Genomic DNA, 15,762 nt, shown 5'->3' with positions numbered 1-15,762 from the left:
CTCTTTCTCGGAATGGGTTGGAACCGTTGACCAGTCTAGGGAAGGCGCGCACCCGATCAGGGAAGCACGACCACCTGCGCGCCGAAGACCAATCCGGCGCCGAAGCCGATCTGCAGCGCCAGACCACCGCTGAGCTCGGGGTGCTCTTCGAGCAGGCGGTGGGTGGCGAGCGGGATCGATGCGGCCGACGTGTTGCCGGTGGTCTCGATGTCGCGGGCGATGACGGTCGTCTCGGGCAGCTTCAGCTGCTTGGCGAACTCCTCGATGATGCGCAGGTTCGCCTGGTGCGGGATGAACGCGGCGAGGTCGGATGCCTCGACGCCGGCCTTCTCGAGCGCCTCGCGCGCGACCTTGGCCATCTCCCACACGGCCCAGCGGAAGACCCGCGGGCCCTCCTGGCGCAGGGTGGGCCACGGCGCCTTGCCGTCGCGGAACTCCGTGAGCGTGTGGTTCATGCCCACGAGGTCGGCCTTCGAGCCGTCGGAGCCCCAGACCGTGGCCGAGATGCCGGGCGTCTCGCTCGGGCCGATCACGACGGCACCGGCGCCGTCGCCGAGCAGGAAGGAGATGCTCCGGTCGGTCGGGTCGACGACGTCCGAGAGCTTCTCGGCGCCGATCACGACCGCGTGGCGGGCGGCTCCCGCGCGGATGAGCGCGTCGGCCTGCGCGACGGCGTAGGCGTATCCGGCGCACGCGGCGTTCATGTCGTAGGCGGCCGCCGGGGTGGCCCCGATCCGATCCGCCACGATCGCAGCGACCGAGGGAGTCTGCTTGGGGTTGCTGATGGTCGCGACGATCACGAGGTCGATCTCGGCGGGGTCGATGCCGGAACGCTCCACCGCCTCCTTCGCGGCGTCGGCGGACAGCTCGATCGCGCTGGTTTCGGGCACGGCGCGGGTGCGGGTGATGATGCCGGTGCGCTGGCGGATCCACTCGTCGCTCGAGTCGATGGGGCCGATGAGGTCTTCGTTGGGAACGGCGTTCTCGCCGCGCGCGGCGCCGACCGAGTAGATGCGCGTGTGGGCCGCGCCCGTCGCCTGCTTGAGGGTGCTCACGAGTCTGCTCCATTCAGCAGCTCCGCGGCTGCGTCGAGGTCGTCGGGGGTCTTCACCGCGACGTTCGGGATGCCGCGCAGGCCCCGCTTCGCGAGTCCGACGAGCGCGCCGGCGGGGGCCATCTCGATGAACCCGGTGATGCCGGCCGAGGCGAACGACTCCATGCACAGGTCCCAGCGGACCGGCGAGGAGACCTGGGTGACGATGCGCTCGAGGGCATCCACTCCGCTGTCGACGACGGCTCCGTCGCGGTTCGACCAGAGCGTGATGCTCGGGTCGGAGGCTGCGACGTCGGCGACGGCCGCGCGCAGGGCGTCGACGGCCTCCGCCATGTACGAGGTGTGGAACGCGCCGGCGACCTGCAGCGGCATGACCCGCACTCCGCGCGGCGCGCGCTCGGCCAGCTGTGCGAGAGCGGGGAGTGCTCCGGCCGCGACGATCTGGCCCGCGACGTTGTAGTTCGCCGGCGTCAGCTCGAGGTCCCCGAGCATGGCGAGCACCTCGTCGGCGTCACCGCCGAGCACCGCGCTCATGCCGGTGGGAGTCCGGGCGGCGGCATCCGCCATCGCCCGGCCTCGGATGCCCACCAGTCGCATCGCGTCCTCGGCCTGCAGCACCTGCGCGCCGACGAGGGCGGCGAGCTCGCCGACCGAGTGCCCGGCGACGCCGTCGGCGCGGCGGCCGGCGCGACGGGTCAGCTGGTCGGCGGCGATCAGCGACGCGGCGACGATGAGCGGCTGTGCGATGCGGGTGTCACGGATCGTGTCGGCGTCCGATTCGGTGCCGTGTGCGATCAGATCGACCTCGGCGGCCTCGGAGTACGAGGCGAGCTGGTCGGCGACGCCGTCCAGCTCCAGCCAGGGTGCGAGGAATCCGGGAGTCTGGGAACCTTGTCCGGGCGATGCGACGACAATCACCAGACCAGTCTGCCAACGATTCGCCGGACATGGTGGATGAAACATCACAACAATCCGCGAATCGGTTGTGCGTGGCGCACATCCTCCCGCGGGGCGTGCCCGGTCTGGGCCTCAGCGGCGGCGGGCGACGGCGCGGCGGCGTGCCGGCTCTGCGGCTCCGATCGACCCGAGGATCAGCGCGGTCTGCAGGATGAGCGCCTCGCGCGGCCCGGTGGCGTCCCAGCCGATCACCTCGGTCACGCGCTTGAGCCGATAACGCACCGTGTTCGGGTGCACGAACAGCTCGCGGGCGGTCGCCTCGAGCGAGCGCCCGTTGTCGAGATAGCTCCACAGCGTCGTGACGAGATCCGTGGAATGCGCCTGCAGCGGACGGAAGATCCGCTCGATCAGCGTCTGCTTGGCCAGCGTGTCCCCGGCGAGGGCGCGCTCGGGAAGCAGGTCGTCCGCCTCGACCGGGCGCGGTGCACCCCGCCACGCGCGTGCGACCGCGAAACCGGCGAGGGCGGCGCGGGCGCTCTGCCCGGCGTCGACGAGCGCGGAGACGGGCGGGCCGAGCACGACGTACCCCGGTCCGAAGGACGGCTCGAGACGCTGCGCGATCTCGCTGAACGGCAGATCCTCGCCCTCCTCCTCCTTGCCGGGCACGCGCGCGCGCCCGATCACCAGCACGAGGCGCGAGCCCTGCACGCCGATGAGGACGTCGACCGACAGTCGCCGTGCGGTGCGCCGCACGAGATCGACATCGAACTGCGGGGGAGTGGTGCCGACGATGACGCACACCTCGCCGTGCCCGTGCCAGCCCAGCGCGGCGATCCGGCTGGGCAGCTCCTCGTCGGCCTCGCCGGTGAGGATCGAGTCCACGACGAGCGCCTCGAGCCGGGCGTCCCACAGACCGCGCGCCTCAGCGGCGCGCGCGTAGACGTCCGCCGACGCGAACGCGACGTCGCGGGAGTACAGCAGGATCGCCTCGCGCAGATCCTCACCGCGTCCGGCGACGCGCTCCTCGGTCACCTCGACCGTGACGCGGATCAGCTGCAGCGTCTGCTGCAGGCTGACGCTGCGCAGCAGCTCTCGGGGAGCGGCGGCGAAGATGTCGGCGGCGATCCACGGGGTGGATGTCGGGTCCTCGTACCACTGGATGAACGAGGTGATGCCGGCCTGGGCCACCAGCCCGACGGCGGAGCGTCGGGCCGGTGGCATGTCGGCGTACCAGGGCAGGGTGTCCTCGAGCCGCTTGATCGTCACCGTGGCGATGTCGCCGGAGATCCGGCGCAGCCAGGCGAGTGTCGCGGCCTTGTCCATGGCCTGCTGGGCGGTACTGCTCACAGGCTCAGCTCTCGCCGCCCGCGTTCCCGCTGGTGCCGGCGTTCACGTCGAAGAGGCGGTACTTCTCGATCGCCTGTCCGACGACCGAGCGGTCGACCCGGCCCTCGTCCGCCAGAGCCTGCAGGGTGCGCACGACCATCGACGGCCCGTCGATCTTGAAGAACCGGCGTGCGGCGGCGCGCGTGTCAGAGAATCCGAAGCCGTCCGCGCCCAGCGTGTAGTACGGGTTGGGCACCCACGGACGGATCTGGTCCTGCACGGCGTGCATGAAGTCGCTGACCGCGATGACCGGGCCCTCGGCGCCCTGCAGCTTCTGCGTGAGGTAGGCCGTCTGCGGCTCCTCCTCGGGGTGCAGGAAGTTGTGCTCGTCGACGGCGAGGCCGTCGTGGCGCAGCTCGCTCCACGAGGTCACCGACCACACGTCGGCGCTCACGCCCCAGTCCTTCTGCAGCAGCTCCTGCGCCTCCAGCGCCCAGGGCACGCCGACGCCCGAGGCGAACAGCTGGGCCTTGTGGCCGTCACCGGTGCCGGGCTTGATGCGGTGGATGCCGCGCACGATGCCGTCCACGTCGACATCCTCCGGCTCGGCCGGCTGGACGAGCGGCTCGTTGTACACGGTGATGTAGTACATGACGTCAGGGTCGGGGTGCGACCCGCCGTACATCCGCTCGAGACCGGAGCGCACGATGTGCGCGATCTCGTAGCCGTACGCGGGGTCGTACGACACGGTCGCCGGGTTGGTCGACGCCAGCAGCGGCGAGTGTCCGTCGGCGTGCTGCAGGCCCTCGCCGGTGAGCGTGGTGCGACCGGCGGTGGCGCCGATGATGAACCCGCGCGCCATCTGGTCGCCCGCCGCCCACATCGCATCTCCCGTGCGCTGGTAGCCGAACATCGAGTAGAAGATGTAGATCGGGATCAGCGGCTCGCCCTGCGTGGAGTACGACGTGCCGGCGGCGGTGAACGCCGCCATGGCGCCGGCCTCGTTGATGCCCACGTGCACGATCTGCCCCTGAGGGCTCTCCTTGTAGGCCAGCAGCAGCTGCCGGTCGACGGAGGTGTAGTGCTGCCCGTTCGGGTTGTAGATCTTCGCGGTCGGGAAGTAGGCGTCGATGCCGAACGTGCGCGCCTCGTCGGGGATGATCGGCACGATGCGGTTGCCGAAGTCCTTCGCCCGCAGCAGGTCCTTCAGCAGACGCACGAACGCCATGGTCGTGGCGATCTCCTGCGTGCCGGAGCCCTTGCGCGGCAGGGCGTAGGTCGACTCCTCGGGCAGCGTGATCGACGTGTGGGTCGTGCGCCGCTCGGGCAGCAGACCGCCCAGGCTGCGACGGCGCTCGAGCATGTACTGGATCGTCTCGTCGTCCTGGCCCGGGTGGTAGTACGGGGGCAGGTACGGGTTCTCCTCGAGCTGCGCATCCGTGATCGGGATCTGCATGGTGTCGCGGAAGGTCTTGAGGTTCTCCAGCGTCATCTTCTTCATCTGGTGGGTCGCGTTGCGGCCCTCGAAGTGGGGTCCGAGGCCGTAGCCCTTGACGGTCTTCGCGAGGATGACGGTGGGCTGGCCCTTGTGCTCCATGGCCGACTTGTAGGCCGCGTACACCTTGCGGTAGTCGTGGCCACCGCGGCGCAGGTGCCAGATCTCGTCGTCGGAGAGATCCTTGACGAGGGCGGCGGCGCGCTCGTCGCGGCCGAAGAAGTTCTCGCGGATGTACGCGCCGGACTCGGCCTTGTACGTCTGGTAGTCGCCGTCCGGGGTGGCGTTCATGATGTTGAGCAGCGCGCCGTCGGTGTCGCGGGCGAGCAGGTCGTCCCACTCGCGGCCCCAGATGACCTTGATGACGTTCCAGCCGGCCCCGCGGAAGAAGGACTCGAGCTCCTGGATGATCTTGCCGTTGCCTCGCACCGGGCCGTCGAGACGCTGCAGGTTGCAGTTGATCACGAAGGTGAGGTTGTCGAGACCCTCGTTGGCGGCGACCTGCAGCTGACCGCGGCTCTCGACCTCGTCCATCTCGCCGTCTCCGAGGAACGCCCAGACGTGCTGGTCGCCGGTGTCCTTGATGCCGCGGTTGGTGAGGTACTTGTTCGCCTGCGCCTGGTAGATCGCGTTGATCGGGCCGAGACCCATCGACACGGTCGGGAACTGCCAGTAGTGCGGCATCGATCGCGGGTGCGGGTACGACGGCAGGGCGTGGCCCTCGTGCGACTTCTCCTGACGGAAGCCGTCCATGTCGGCTTCGCTCAGGCGCCCCTCGAGGAAGGAGCGGGCGTAGATGCCGGGGGAGGCGTGCCCCTGGATGAAGATCTGGTCGCCGCCGTTCGGGTGGTCCTGACCGCGGAAGAAGTGGTTGAAGCCGACCTCGTACAGCGACGCGGCACCCGCGTAGGTCGAGATGTGCCCGCCGACCCCGATCCCGGGCCGCTGGGCGCGGTGCACGGTGACCGCGGCGTTCCAGCGGATCCAGTGCCGATAGCGGCGCTCGATCTCCTCGTCGCCGGGGAACTCGGGCTCGTTCGAGGCCGCGATGGTGTTGATGTAGTCGGTCGTCGGCACCATGGGGACGCCGAGGTGGCGTTCCTTCGAGCGCTTGAGGAGGCTGAGCATGATCTCCCGGCCGCGACCGGGACCCTTCGCGTCTACCAGCTCGTCGAGCGACTGCTGCCACTCGCCGGTCTCATCCGGGTCGCTGTCCAGAGGTGCCTGGGAGTACGGATCCTGATCGTGGACGGTCACGTGGAGCCTTTCGTCAAGCTGGCAGGTCTTGCCAAGGAAACGGGATGCGTCGCGGGTGAGCCTTGTCGGCTCTGCACAACACGCGCTGTGCTCAGCCTATATGCGTTCCGAAGGCGGGTTCCGCAAATTCCGCACCGTAGAATGTCGGTACCAGGGCCTTTAGCTCAGCTGGTAGAGCGCCACGTTTACACCGTGGATGTCGTCGGTTCGATCCCGGCAGGGCCCACCGTCAACGGGGCAGGATCGCGGTGCGATCCTCGAAGGTGCGCGCGTAGATCTCCTCGAGCTCGGCGTCGTGCACCGGGTCGAGTCTCATCTGCGAGCCGAGGTAGGCGAACTGCTCGGTGGCACGGCTGGCCTCGTCGCCGCCCATGGACGCGGCGATCTGCTCGTGCACCGGGTCGTCCGCCGCGAGGCGCGCGGTGGCCGCCGCCGCCAGATCGGCGATGCGGGACTGCTCCTCGCCGGGCATCCGCGCGAAGACGGCGTGCAGCAGCTCGTGCGCGGCCGTGGTCACCAGCGACCGGCCGATCAGGTCGTCCGTCGGCTCGAGGATCACGATCCGGTCCTGCGCCCGCGACTGCGAGAAGCCCGTGAAGCAGCCGAGCAGGATGGTGTCATCGGTGCCGTGCGAGTCGCTGCCGCAGACCTCGGCGAGCTCGCCCGCATCCACGAACCGGGGCTGTGTCGACGCGAGCACCTCGCGCCCTTCCGGGGTGAGGACCATCCGGTCGGCGAGCGCCGCGAACTCGTCGTCGAGCGCAGGCGGGGCGGCCGACAGGCCGGGCAGGATGCGGCTGAGCAGGGGCTCGTCCGACGCGGAGTCCTCGGACACCAGCCACAGACCGCCGAGCGTGACCGCGGCCATGAGCAGGAGCAGGGCGGCGGTCCTCGCGCCGCGAGCCCCGGATCGCCGGGGACGCGATCCGCGAGACGGATCCGGAACCTGCTCGAAGAAGGTCATGTCCGCTTCGCGGAACTGAATCTGCGCGGCAATTCGAAGAGCAGGCTAACCGGCATCCGGCGGCCGATCAGCGCGAAGCCGGTCGCGATCGCGACCGTCACGGTGAAGATGATCACCAGACCCAGCCCCGGGTTCGTGATGCCGGCCTTCGCGGCCAGCCATCCGAGCGCGGCGAAGACGGGGTAGTGGGCGACGTAGTAGATCAGCGAGTACTGGCCGACGAAGCGCACCGGCGCGAGCCACGCGGCCTCGGGCGCCGCGGCGGTGAGCCGCACCAGGATGAGGATGCCGAGCATCGCCGGCAGTGCCGAGAGCGGCTCGTACCAGAGCGGATCGACGAACCCGGAGTAAAGGGCGACGCCGATCGGGATGACGGCGAGCACGGCGGCGAGCCGGACGCTCAGCAGGCGGGCGTACTGATCCCAGTGCTTCTCGATGAACGCGCCGAGGAAGAAGAACGGCATCAGGTAGAAGAACCGCTGCAGCAGCTCCAGCTCGGCGGGGATGAGGAACATCGCGACGAACGGCACCGCCACCATCACCCAGGCGGGGACCCAGCGCAGCAGCAGCGCGATGATGTAGTAGGCGAAGATGAACTGCATGAACCACAGATAGGTGTCCCAGAAGCCGGGCTCCCAGGGCATGTGCTTCAGACCCGGGTCGGCGACCAGCTGCGAGGCCGTGTAGATGAACGTCCACACGATGATCGGCCACACGATGCGGCGCACCTTGCCCCACACGTACTTGCCGGCCGGCGCGTGCAGCGATCCGGCCACCAGCAGACCCGACAGGAACATCAGCATCGGCATGCGGAACGGGGCGAAGAAGGCGCTGAGGAACTCGAAGAAGCCCGGCACCTCGCCGATCCGGTAAGTGACGATCTGGGTGCTGTGGTGCAGGATGACGAGCTGGATCGACAGTCCGCGCAGCAGATCCATCCATCCGATGCGACGATCGTGCCGCTCGAGCGCACGGCTGATGTCGGCTCCGCGGCCCGGCCGGGCGGCCGCGGTCGGCTCCGGCGCGGACGGCTCTGCGGCGGGCCGGTTCTCACCGGCGCGGCGGGCCGCGGCGCGGGTCTGCGGCGCCGGGGTGGCAGGGGGCTCGGTGTGCTCAGACATCCGGGTCAGTATACGAGGCGGCGGCCGGGCCGACCGGTCGGGTCGCCGCCCGCGGCCTCCGGGGGATCCAGCACGACACGCGCTGCCGATAGCGCTCGTACTCGTCGCCGAACCGGGCGAGGAGGTCCTTCTCCTCCCACGGGCGGATGAGGTCGTTCCACACCAGCGAGCCGCACAGCGCGTACACGATCACCAGCCATGACTCGCACAGCATGCCCACGGCGACGCCCTGGGCGATGCCCGCGACGGCCATCGGGTTCCTGACGAAGCGGTAGGGGCCGGTCACGACCAGTCGCGCCGCGGTGGCGCTCGGCAGAGGCGTGCCGTCGCCGCTGCCGACCATCACCCCGGCTGAGCGGATGCCCAGGGCCGACGCGGCCACGAGCAGCGCGCCGCCGAGAACCTGAACGAGGAAGGGCATCGGCAGATGAACACCCCAGCGCCGTTCGAGGATCAGGATGACAGCCGGGACGACGAGCAGCGCACCGCCCCAGAAGACGACGATCTGCGCCACGGTGCGCCGGAGGTGCGATCGGGTGGATGCCGGTGCCGCGACCCGCGCGCGGAAGGGGCCGACCATCAGCCACTCCGACGGCAGGTGACCGAGGCGCACGAGCAGCAGCGCCGCCACCGACCCCGCACTGGCCGCGATCATCGCGATCGCACCCCATCCGGCGAGCCCCGTGAGGGTGGCGTACCCCGCCATGGCCGCGGTCACCAGCACCGTCCAGCCGGTCGCCGCCTCCGCGCACCCGCGCAACCCCGCCGCGGCGAGCGCCGACATGATGACGAACAGCGGGATGTCGAGGACAGCGATCAGCCCCGCCGGCAGTCCGGCGAGCGTGGCGGCTCTGACGGCGGGCACCGTCGCGACGCCGATCCACCACAGCGCGCCGGCGACCGCCTGCGCGCCGAAGTACAGCCGACCGGCGCGGCGATCGAGGATCGCGGCGAGTGTCACATCTCCTCGTGCGTGGCCGGGTCCGCGTCGAAGAGACGACCGTCCGCGCGACCCAGCCCGGTGATGGCCTCGACCTCCGCGGCATCGAGAACGACCGTGGCGGCTTCCAGATTGGCGCGCTGGTGCTCGACGGAGGCGGCCTTGGGGATCGAGACCGTGCCCCGGGCGACGTGCCACGCGATGATCGTCTGCACCGGGGAGATGTCGTGGCGCGCGGCGATCTCGGTGATCACCGGCTCTTCGAGCACCTGCTTCGCCCGGCCGAGAGGCGACCATGCCTCGGTGAGGATCCCGCGTTCGGCGTGCAGCGCGAGCGCGTCCTCCTGAGGGAAGTAGGGGTGCACCTCGATCTGATTCACGACGGGACGCACGCCCGTGGCGGTCTCGATGCGCTCCAGGTGCTCGGGGAGGAAGTTCGACACGCCGATCTGGCGCACGGTGCCGCGCTGCTGGGCGTCCACGAGCGCCTCCCAGGCCTGCTCGAACTTCCCCTTCGAGGGGTTGGGCCAGTGGATGAGGTGCAGATCGGTGGCGTCGAGGCCGAGACGGAACCGGCTCTCCTCGATGCTCGTGCGCGCCAGAGCGGTCTCGTGATGCCGGCCCGCCAGCTTCGTCGTGACGATGATCTCGGAGCGATCGACCCCGGATGCCCGCACCCCGGCGCCCACCGCGCCCTCGTTCTCGTAGTTGAACGCCGAGTCCACCAGCCGGTAGCCGAGCCCGATCGCCGCGGCGACCGCCTGTGCGCCGGCCTCTCCGTTGAGGCGGTACGTGCCGAGCCCCACGGCGGGGAGCCGGAATCCGTTGTGGGCGGTGAAGACGGGAACAGCGGTCATGGGAATCCTCCGGATCGTCGGTGCCGCCAGCCTACGGCCGCCGTCCCGGCGACGGCGACGGCGTGACAGCATGGACGCATGTCCACGCCTGCGAGTGATCAGCGCTGCCCGTGCACGAGCGGCGACGTGTTCGGCTCGTGCTGCGGGCCTGTGCTCGCCTCGGGCGTCGCGCCGACCGCCGTGCGACTGATGCGCTCGCGGTTCACGGCTTTCGCGATCGCAGATGCACGCCACCTGCTGCGCACATGGCACCCCGACACCCGCCCTGAGCGGGTGGAGCTGGACGAGGAAACCCGCTGGCAGCGTCTGGACATCCTCGATCAGGAGATGGGCGGTCCGTTCGACGACCGCGGTGTCGTCGAGTTCGAGGCGTTCTACCGCGACGACGCCGGTCGTGGGTCGCTGCGCGAGCGCAGCCGCTTCGTGCGTGAGGATCGGCTCTGGCTGTACGTCGACGGCGTGGTGCGCGACGGCCGGGGTGTCTGAGCGCGGGCTCCCGCGTATCTCGTCGACGACATGGTCGTCTGCGGCTAGATTTGAGGGGTGAAAGCCAGCCCCGAGCACCAGCGTCGCCTTCTCGACATCGCCGACCTCGATCGGCGCATCGCGCAGACCGAACGCGCGCGCACCACTCCGGCGCAGGGTGCGCGCATCAACGAGCTCGCGGCCGTGCGCCAGCAGCAGGTCGGCGAGCTGACCGCCCTTGCCGGTGTGCTCGATGACGCGAAGGCGGAGCTGGCACGCCTGGAATCCGATGTGGCCCTCGCCACGCAGCGCCGCGACCGGGACGCCGAGCGGCTCGCGTCGGCGACCGACCCCAAGCAGGCGCAGGCCCTCGAGAACGAGATCGCGAGCCTGGGCCGCCGGATCACGATGCTCGAGGACTCCGAGCTCGACGTGATGGGCCGCGTCGAAGACGCGCAGGCCGCCGTCGACGCACAGCAGGCGCTGATCGATCAGACCCAGTCGGAGGGAGCCCGGCTGACCGCTGCGGCGAAGGCCGATATGGCGACCGCGACGACCGAGGGCGAGCATCTCGCCCGCGACCGTGCTGCTCTGGCCGAGAGCGTGCCCGCCGAGCTGCTCGCCGAGTACACCCGCCGCGCGGCTCGGGGCGGGATCGGCGTTGGTCTGCTGCGTCGTCGCATCTGCGAGGGCTGCCAGATGGTGCTGGCCGGGAGCGACCTGAACGCCGTGCGCGCGGCGGCCGAGGACGACGTCGTGTCGTGCCCGGAGTGCGGTGGCATCCTCGTGCGCACCGAGGAATCCGGGCTGTGACGAGCATTCGCTCGCACAGCCGATCGGCGTGACGGCGGCGACGTCGGACGCGGGTGGTAGACCGGATGCCGTGACCCGAACGGCTGAGCCACCGCACGCGCTGGTGGCGCGCGACGGCGGCGCCTGGGTCATCGCCCTGTATGCGCAGACCGACGCGGAGCCCGTGCTCGATCGCGTCGTCGATGATGCGCTCGCCACGAGAGTCGGCGAGCTCGAGGCGCAGCTCTCACCGCGGTGGACGGTGCGGAGTCTGCGCAGCTTCTATCCGCCGCTTCTGGCTGCAGGAGTCCGACTGCGCCGCGCCCACGACCTGCTGCTGTGTCACGCGATCCTGCGCGACACGGCCTCGCTGGCGACACCGCTGCCGGCGTCCTCTCGCTGGCTGCGCACCGACGGCGTCGAGGATGCCGGCACGCAGCCCGGTCTCTTCGATGTCGGCGACGCCCAGGTGGAGCGTGATGACGACGTCGTCGAGGTACGGGCCCAGTGGCGCGCACAGCTGACGGCTCTCGCCGCGGCGTCCGACTCGCGGCTGGCCCTGCTGTGCGCCGCCGAGTCCACCGGCGCGCTGCTCGCCGAGGAGATGACCGCCGCAGGTCTGCCGTGGAGCACGGCGGCGCATCACGGCATCCTGGTGGAGCAGCTCGGGGCGCGCCCGCTGCGCGGTGCGCGGCCGGCACGCATGGCCGCTCTCGCCGCCGAGATCGCGCGTCACCTCGACGAACCGGGCCTGAACCCCGACAGCCCGCCCCGGCTGCTGCGGGCGCTGCATCGGGCGGGCGTGTTCGTCGAGTCCACCTCCCGCTGGGAGCTGTCGCGGGTCGAGCATCCGGTGGTCGCGCCGCTGCTCGAGTACAAGAAGCTCGCGCGACTGTTCACCGCGAACGGCTGGGCGTGGCTGGACGAGTGGGTGCGCGAGGAGCGCTTCCGGCCGATCTACCTCACCGGCGGCGTGGTGACCGGGCGGTGGGCGTCGTCGGGCGGTGGAGCGCTGCAGATCCCGCGACAGCTGCGCAGCGCCGTCCGCGCGGATGCCGGCTGGACCCTCATCGACGCGGACGTCGCACAGCTGGAGCCGCGGGTGCTCGCCGCGATGTCACGGGACGCCGCGATGGTCGAGGCGGCACGAGGGCGCGACCTGTACCAGGGGGTCGTGCGCTCCGGCGCGGTCGCGACGCGCGACGAGGCGAAGTACGCCGTGCTGGGAGCGATGTACGGGGCCACCACGGGTAAGAGCGGGCAGCTCGTGCCGCGGCTGCGGGCGGTCTACCCGCGCGCCATGGCGCTGGTCGATGCCGCGGCCCGCACCGGAGAGCAGGGCGGCGTGGTCAGCACCCTGCTGGGGCGCAGCTCGCCGCGCCCGGATGAAGCATGGCGGATGACCCAGTCGGAGGCGAGCGGACCGGACGCCGCGGGATCCGAGCAGAGCCGCGCGCGCAGCAGGGCGCGGGATCGAGGACGGTTCACGCGCAACTTCATCGTCCAGGGCACCGCGGCTGAATGGGCGCTGCTGTGGCTCGCCGAGATCCGCCACCGCCTGATGGGGCTGCCGGCGGCATCCGCTCCCGCCCCGGCATCAGGCGCCGTGTTCCGCGACCGCGCGCATCTGGCGTTCTTCCTGCACGACGAGGTGATCGTGCACGCCCCGTCCGATCAGGCGGAGGCCGTCGCGGGCATCCTGCGCGACGCCGCCGACGCCGCCACCGCGCGACTCTTCCCCGGGTTCGCGATCGACGTCCCCCTCGACGTGCACATCGCCGACGACGCGGCCAAGGGCGCGTAGAATCAAGACGCGAGTGGGTCGGCCGGACGGCCGCGTGGCGCGTGAGCGCACCGAGGAACGTCCGGGCTCCACAGGGCAGGGCGGTGGGTAACACCCACCCGGAGTGATCCGCGAGACAGTGCCACAGAGAGCAGACCGCCACCGTCCTCGCGACGGTGGTAAGGGTGAAAGGGTGGTGTAAGAGACCACCGGGGGGTGCGGTGACGCGCCCCGCCAGGTAAACCTCGCCCGGAGCAAGACCAGACAGAGGACGTTGACGCGGCTCGCCGAGTCCTCGGGTAGGTCGCTGGAGCGACACGGCAACGTGTCGTCGAGAGAGATGGCCGTCAAGGGAGCGAAGTACTCCTGAACAGAACCCGGCGTACAGGCCGGCCCACTCGCCCACACCCGTCTGACCTGGGGTTCCTTGGTCAGACGGGTTTCTTTGTCCGCAGGGAGACCGCAGAAGCCCCGAGAACGCTGTCGATCGCGTCACGCGTGCGGTCATCAGAGTCCGCCCACATGTGCCCGTAGGTGTCGAGCGTCTCGGTCGCAGACTTGTGTCCGAGCCGACTTTGAACGGTCTTGACCGACTCGCCGTATCGAATCAGCAGAGACGCGTAGTAGTGGCGCAGCGCGTGCATCCCTGTGCCCGTCTCGGTGGTGAGGCCGGCGGTCTTCGCCGCCGGGCGCCACAGGTGCCCAAACTTCTGACGCGTCGGGACGACGCACCGGGCTGCGGTGAACGCGGGCGCCCAGAATCCGGTGGCGAGCTTCTCGATCCTGGCGTTGATGATCGGCGCACCTTTGAGGCGGTTCGCGGGCTTCCGCCAGTCCCACCTGACGAACTCGAGGATGCGCCCCTCGCCACGGTCGCGGACGATGGGCGCGTAATCGGTCGGGGCGATCGAGTAGGAGCCGTGCCAGGACTTCCACCAGTCCTCGGGGTTCCCGCCTTGACCGACGAACTCCCGCACGAGCTCGTCGGTCTTGGTATCCATCGCGAATCGACCACACATGCGAACGACCCTACGCCTCATTCCCCGTCGCGTCATCGGCGCTAGCATCGGCATGTGAACCAATGGCAGTTCCTTGCAGCGCTTGCTGTGCCCCTCTTCGGCTTGCTCGGCGCCCTTGGCCAGCGTGAGCGAACACCGGCGCAACTTCGCAGGCTTCGAGAAGCATCGGCGGCGTTGAAGGACGTCCCGGCTGAAAGCGACGCGTACAACGCGTTGTCCGAACTCGTCGCGGTTCAAGCGAGGGCAATCATGGTCAGGGAGTCACGACGTTTGAACGTGACCAACCTCGTCCTGACGCTGATTCTGGCGGCCTTCGCCGGGAGCGCGACCTATGGGCTCTCGGTCTGGTGCATTTCCGTTTGGGGTACGGGGTGGGCCTGGGTAGCTCTGCCCGTCAGTGTTCTGATAGCACTCGCCTTGATGCTTGTAGTCGGCGCGGCATTCGGAACGATCTACAACCCGCCTAAGGGAGATCAGGGTTTCGAGGACGAAGCAATCTGACCTATTCGGCGAGCTGCACGGCGTTGCCCCACACCCAGCGGACCAGCTTCGCATCGCCTCCGGCCCGAACCGCACCCACGCCTTCACGCGGCGCTGCGCGTTCCAGGGATAGATCGCCAGGGGCTGGTCCCGCAGCTCGAGCTCGCGCTCCGTGAGCGTCTGCAGCGGCCCGTGCTTCGCGGCGGCGATGATCGACTGCTCCTGCGATCGCCGTTCGATGCTCGCTTCGCGGAGTGCTGATGGTCGTCCCATGGCCGGGCAGTTCCTTCCTCCGGCCGGGAGCTTAGATTCTACGTCCGACGGAGGGGAGGTTGCCGCTGCGCTCGGTGGTCGGGCGCTAGATTGACTCCGTGTGGTCAATAGAGACGTTCGACAAGGCGAAGCATGACCGTGACCCATTCGACTGCGGTGTAGACGACCTGAACGTCTGGTTGAAGAGGCACGCGAGCCAGTCAGATAAGAGGGGCAGCACCCTCACGCGCGTACTGGTCTCAGACGACGATCCCCGGGTCTTCGGCTACTACGCGCAGACCGCCTACTCTCTCGTCGGCGAGGAACTTGCTCGAGCATTCGCGGCGCCGCAGAGGTATCCCGTCCCCTGCGTGCTGATCGCAAGGCTTGCACGCTGCGGCTCCGTGAAGGGTGAGGGCCTCGGGGAACTGCTGCTGATGCACGCCCTTAGATCGTGCGTTCGGGTTTCGGATGAGCTGGGCATCCAGTTCGTCGTAGTGCATGCGATCAGTGAGTCCGCTGCGAAGTTCTACGAGAGATACGGCTTTGAGCGCTTCGCCGAGCACGAGCGACATCTGCTGATTCCTTTGAAGACGGTGAGATCGCTCTTTACAGCTTGAGTGTGTACCCACAACGTGATTACATTGTGTGTACACCCCACCATCGGAGGAACCCATGACTACAGTAGCTAGCGCACACGTCAACATGCGCGTGGCGCCGTCAGCTCTTGAGATCATCGATGAGGCCGCCACGCTCCAGGGCGTTGCACGAACCGCGTTTGTTGTCGATGCCGCAGTTTCGCGCGCTCGAACCGTGTTGCTTGAGGAGCGCCTTCGCGTAACGGCAACAGAAGTTGAGCAGATCAAACGACTGCTGACCGAAGACCGCGAACCCACGGACGCGCTGAGGGCAGCAGCTGAGCGAATCAAGGAGCTGGGGGTCTAACCAGTGTCTCCAGTAGCTATCGGGCCCCGCTCGTCTTCGGACTAGCGGGGCCCAACGTATACCCACGCCGAAGAACACGTCCCTGTCACGCACGAGGTGGACCGAACTCGTGCCC

15 protein-coding genes, 1 tRNA gene and 1 other RNA gene are annotated in these 15,762 nt (G+C 69.4%); 8 read left to right on the top strand and 9 right to left on the bottom strand.

Annotated elements, in window-relative coordinates; all coding sequences use genetic code 11:
• Positions 1-56: 56 nt before the first annotated feature.
• The 4 genes from V2S04_RS11290 to aceE all read right to left on the bottom strand — a co-directional run bounded on the left by V2S04_RS11290 (position 57) and on the right by aceE (position 6,029).
• Complete coding sequence (locus tag V2S04_RS11290; RefSeq protein WP_099195055.1) at positions 57-1,055, bottom strand: beta-ketoacyl-ACP synthase III; 999 nt, start codon at positions 1,053-1,055, stop codon at positions 57-59.
• Positions 1,052-1,972 carry an ACP S-malonyltransferase gene (locus tag V2S04_RS11285; RefSeq protein WP_413638538.1) on the bottom strand — a complete coding sequence of 307 codons (921 nt, stop codon included), beginning with the start codon at positions 1,970-1,972 and terminating at the stop codon, positions 1,052-1,054. Before V2S04_RS11285 ends, V2S04_RS11290 begins: the two co-directional genes overlap by 4 nt.
• Positions 1,973-2,083: 111 nt before the next feature.
• On the bottom strand, positions 2,084-3,274 hold the full coding sequence (locus V2S04_RS11280; RefSeq protein ID WP_413638776.1) for a PucR family transcriptional regulator: 1,191 nt from the start codon (positions 3,272-3,274) through the stop codon (positions 2,084-2,086).
• A 28-nt stretch (positions 3,275-3,302) separates the two neighbouring features.
• The gene (aceE, locus tag V2S04_RS11275; protein WP_413638537.1) at positions 3,303-6,029 is read right to left on the bottom strand and encodes a pyruvate dehydrogenase (acetyl-transferring), homodimeric type; all 2,727 of its coding nucleotides are present in this window, start codon (positions 6,027-6,029) and stop codon (positions 3,303-3,305) included.
• A gap of 153 nt (positions 6,030-6,182) precedes the next feature.
• Here aceE and V2S04_RS11270 point away from each other — a divergent pair.
• Positions 6,183-6,255 (top strand) — tRNA-Val (locus V2S04_RS11270).
• Positions 6,256-6,258: 3 nt separating this feature from the next.
• Here V2S04_RS11270 and V2S04_RS11265 read toward each other — a convergent pair.
• The 4 genes from V2S04_RS11265 to V2S04_RS11250 are packed head-to-tail and all read right to left on the bottom strand — an operon-like array spanning position 6,259 to position 9,911.
• Complete coding sequence (locus tag V2S04_RS11265; RefSeq protein ID WP_413638536.1) at positions 6,259-6,993, bottom strand: hypothetical protein; 735 nt, start codon at positions 6,991-6,993, stop codon at positions 6,259-6,261.
• Positions 6,990-8,114, bottom strand: coding sequence for an acyltransferase family protein (locus V2S04_RS11260; RefSeq protein WP_413638535.1), 1,125 nt, complete (start codon positions 8,112-8,114; stop codon positions 6,990-6,992). The genes V2S04_RS11265 and V2S04_RS11260 overlap by 4 nt, the downstream gene beginning before the upstream one ends.
• Positions 8,107-9,075 carry a methyltransferase family protein gene (locus V2S04_RS11255; protein WP_413638534.1) on the bottom strand — a complete coding sequence of 323 codons (969 nt, stop codon included), beginning with the start codon at positions 9,073-9,075 and terminating at the stop codon, positions 8,107-8,109. Before V2S04_RS11255 ends, V2S04_RS11260 begins: the two co-directional genes overlap by 8 nt.
• The gene (locus V2S04_RS11250; protein ID WP_413638533.1) at positions 9,072-9,911 is read right to left on the bottom strand and encodes an aldo/keto reductase; all 840 of its coding nucleotides are present in this window, start codon (positions 9,909-9,911) and stop codon (positions 9,072-9,074) included. Before V2S04_RS11250 ends, V2S04_RS11255 begins: the two co-directional genes overlap by 4 nt.
• A 78-nt stretch (positions 9,912-9,989) precedes the next feature.
• On the opposite strand from V2S04_RS11250, the gene V2S04_RS11245 reads away from it, so the two are divergent.
• The 4 genes from V2S04_RS11245 (at position 9,990) to rnpB (ending at position 13,352) form a co-directional block, all read left to right on the top strand.
• Positions 9,990-10,397 (top strand): YchJ family protein, encoded by a 408-nt coding sequence (locus tag V2S04_RS11245; protein WP_413638532.1) that lies wholly within the window; start codon positions 9,990-9,992, stop codon positions 10,395-10,397.
• A 57-nt stretch (positions 10,398-10,454) separates the two neighbouring features.
• On the top strand, positions 10,455-11,189 hold the full coding sequence (locus V2S04_RS11240; protein ID WP_413638531.1) for a zinc ribbon domain-containing protein: 735 nt from the start codon (positions 10,455-10,457) through the stop codon (positions 11,187-11,189).
• 70 nt (positions 11,190-11,259) lie between these two features.
• Entirely contained in the window at positions 11,260-12,972 is a 1,713-nt protein-coding gene (locus tag V2S04_RS11235) for a bifunctional 3'-5' exonuclease/DNA polymerase (RefSeq protein WP_413638530.1), read from the top strand.
• A 14-nt stretch (positions 12,973-12,986) separates the two neighbouring features.
• Positions 12,987-13,352, top strand: an RNA gene (rnpB, locus tag V2S04_RS11230) — RNase P RNA component class A.
• 30 nt (positions 13,353-13,382) lie between these two features.
• Here rnpB and V2S04_RS11225 read toward each other — a convergent pair.
• Complete coding sequence (locus tag V2S04_RS11225) at positions 13,383-13,970, bottom strand: SOS response-associated peptidase family protein (protein WP_413638529.1); 588 nt, start codon at positions 13,968-13,970, stop codon at positions 13,383-13,385.
• Positions 13,971-14,024: 54 nt separating this feature from the next.
• Here V2S04_RS11225 and V2S04_RS11220 point away from each other — a divergent pair, with 54 nt between their 5' ends.
• The 3 genes from V2S04_RS11220 (at position 14,025) to V2S04_RS11210 (ending at position 15,647) form a co-directional block, all read left to right on the top strand.
• The gene (locus V2S04_RS11220) at positions 14,025-14,471 is read left to right on the top strand and encodes a hypothetical protein (RefSeq protein ID WP_413638528.1); all 447 of its coding nucleotides are present in this window, start codon (positions 14,025-14,027) and stop codon (positions 14,469-14,471) included.
• Between the two features lie 350 nt (positions 14,472-14,821).
• The gene (locus tag V2S04_RS11215) at positions 14,822-15,322 is read left to right on the top strand and encodes a GNAT family N-acetyltransferase (RefSeq protein ID WP_413638527.1); all 501 of its coding nucleotides are present in this window, start codon (positions 14,822-14,824) and stop codon (positions 15,320-15,322) included.
• 55 nt (positions 15,323-15,377) lie between these two features.
• Positions 15,378-15,647, top strand: a complete 270-nt coding sequence (locus V2S04_RS11210) for a DUF1778 domain-containing protein (RefSeq protein WP_413638526.1) — start codon at positions 15,378-15,380, stop codon at positions 15,645-15,647.
• Positions 15,648-15,762: the final 115 nt, after the last annotated feature.

The organism is Microbacterium sp. OR21, assembly GCF_047306785.1.
Lineage (GTDB): Bacteria > Actinomycetota > Actinomycetes > Actinomycetales > Microbacteriaceae > Microbacterium > Microbacterium esteraromaticum_E.
This window is presented reverse-complemented; position numbering and strand designations above follow the sequence as displayed.

Excerpts from the sequence above, each read along its gene's own strand:
- V2S04_RS11280 (WP_413638776.1), bottom strand. The coding sequence starts at position 3,274 with ATGGACAAGGCCGCGACACTCGCCTGGCTGCGCCGGATCTCCGGCGAC.
- V2S04_RS11265 (WP_413638536.1), bottom strand. The coding sequence starts at position 6,993 with ATGACCTTCTTCGAGCAGGTTCCGGATCCGTCTCGCGGATCGCGTCCC.
- V2S04_RS11260 (WP_413638535.1), bottom strand. The coding sequence starts at position 8,114 with ATGTCTGAGCACACCGAGCCCCCTGCCACCCCGGCGCCGCAGACCCGC.
- V2S04_RS11250 (WP_413638533.1), bottom strand. The coding sequence starts at position 9,911 with ATGACCGCTGTTCCCGTCTTCACCGCCCACAACGGATTCCGGCTCCCC.
- V2S04_RS11245 (WP_413638532.1), top strand. The coding sequence starts at position 9,990 with ATGTCCACGCCTGCGAGTGATCAGCGCTGCCCGTGCACGAGCGGCGAC.
- V2S04_RS11225 (WP_413638529.1), bottom strand. The coding sequence starts at position 13,970 with ATGTGTGGTCGATTCGCGATGGATACCAAGACCGACGAGCTCGTGCGG.
- V2S04_RS11210 (WP_413638526.1), top strand. The coding sequence starts at position 15,378 with ATGACTACAGTAGCTAGCGCACACGTCAACATGCGCGTGGCGCCGTCA.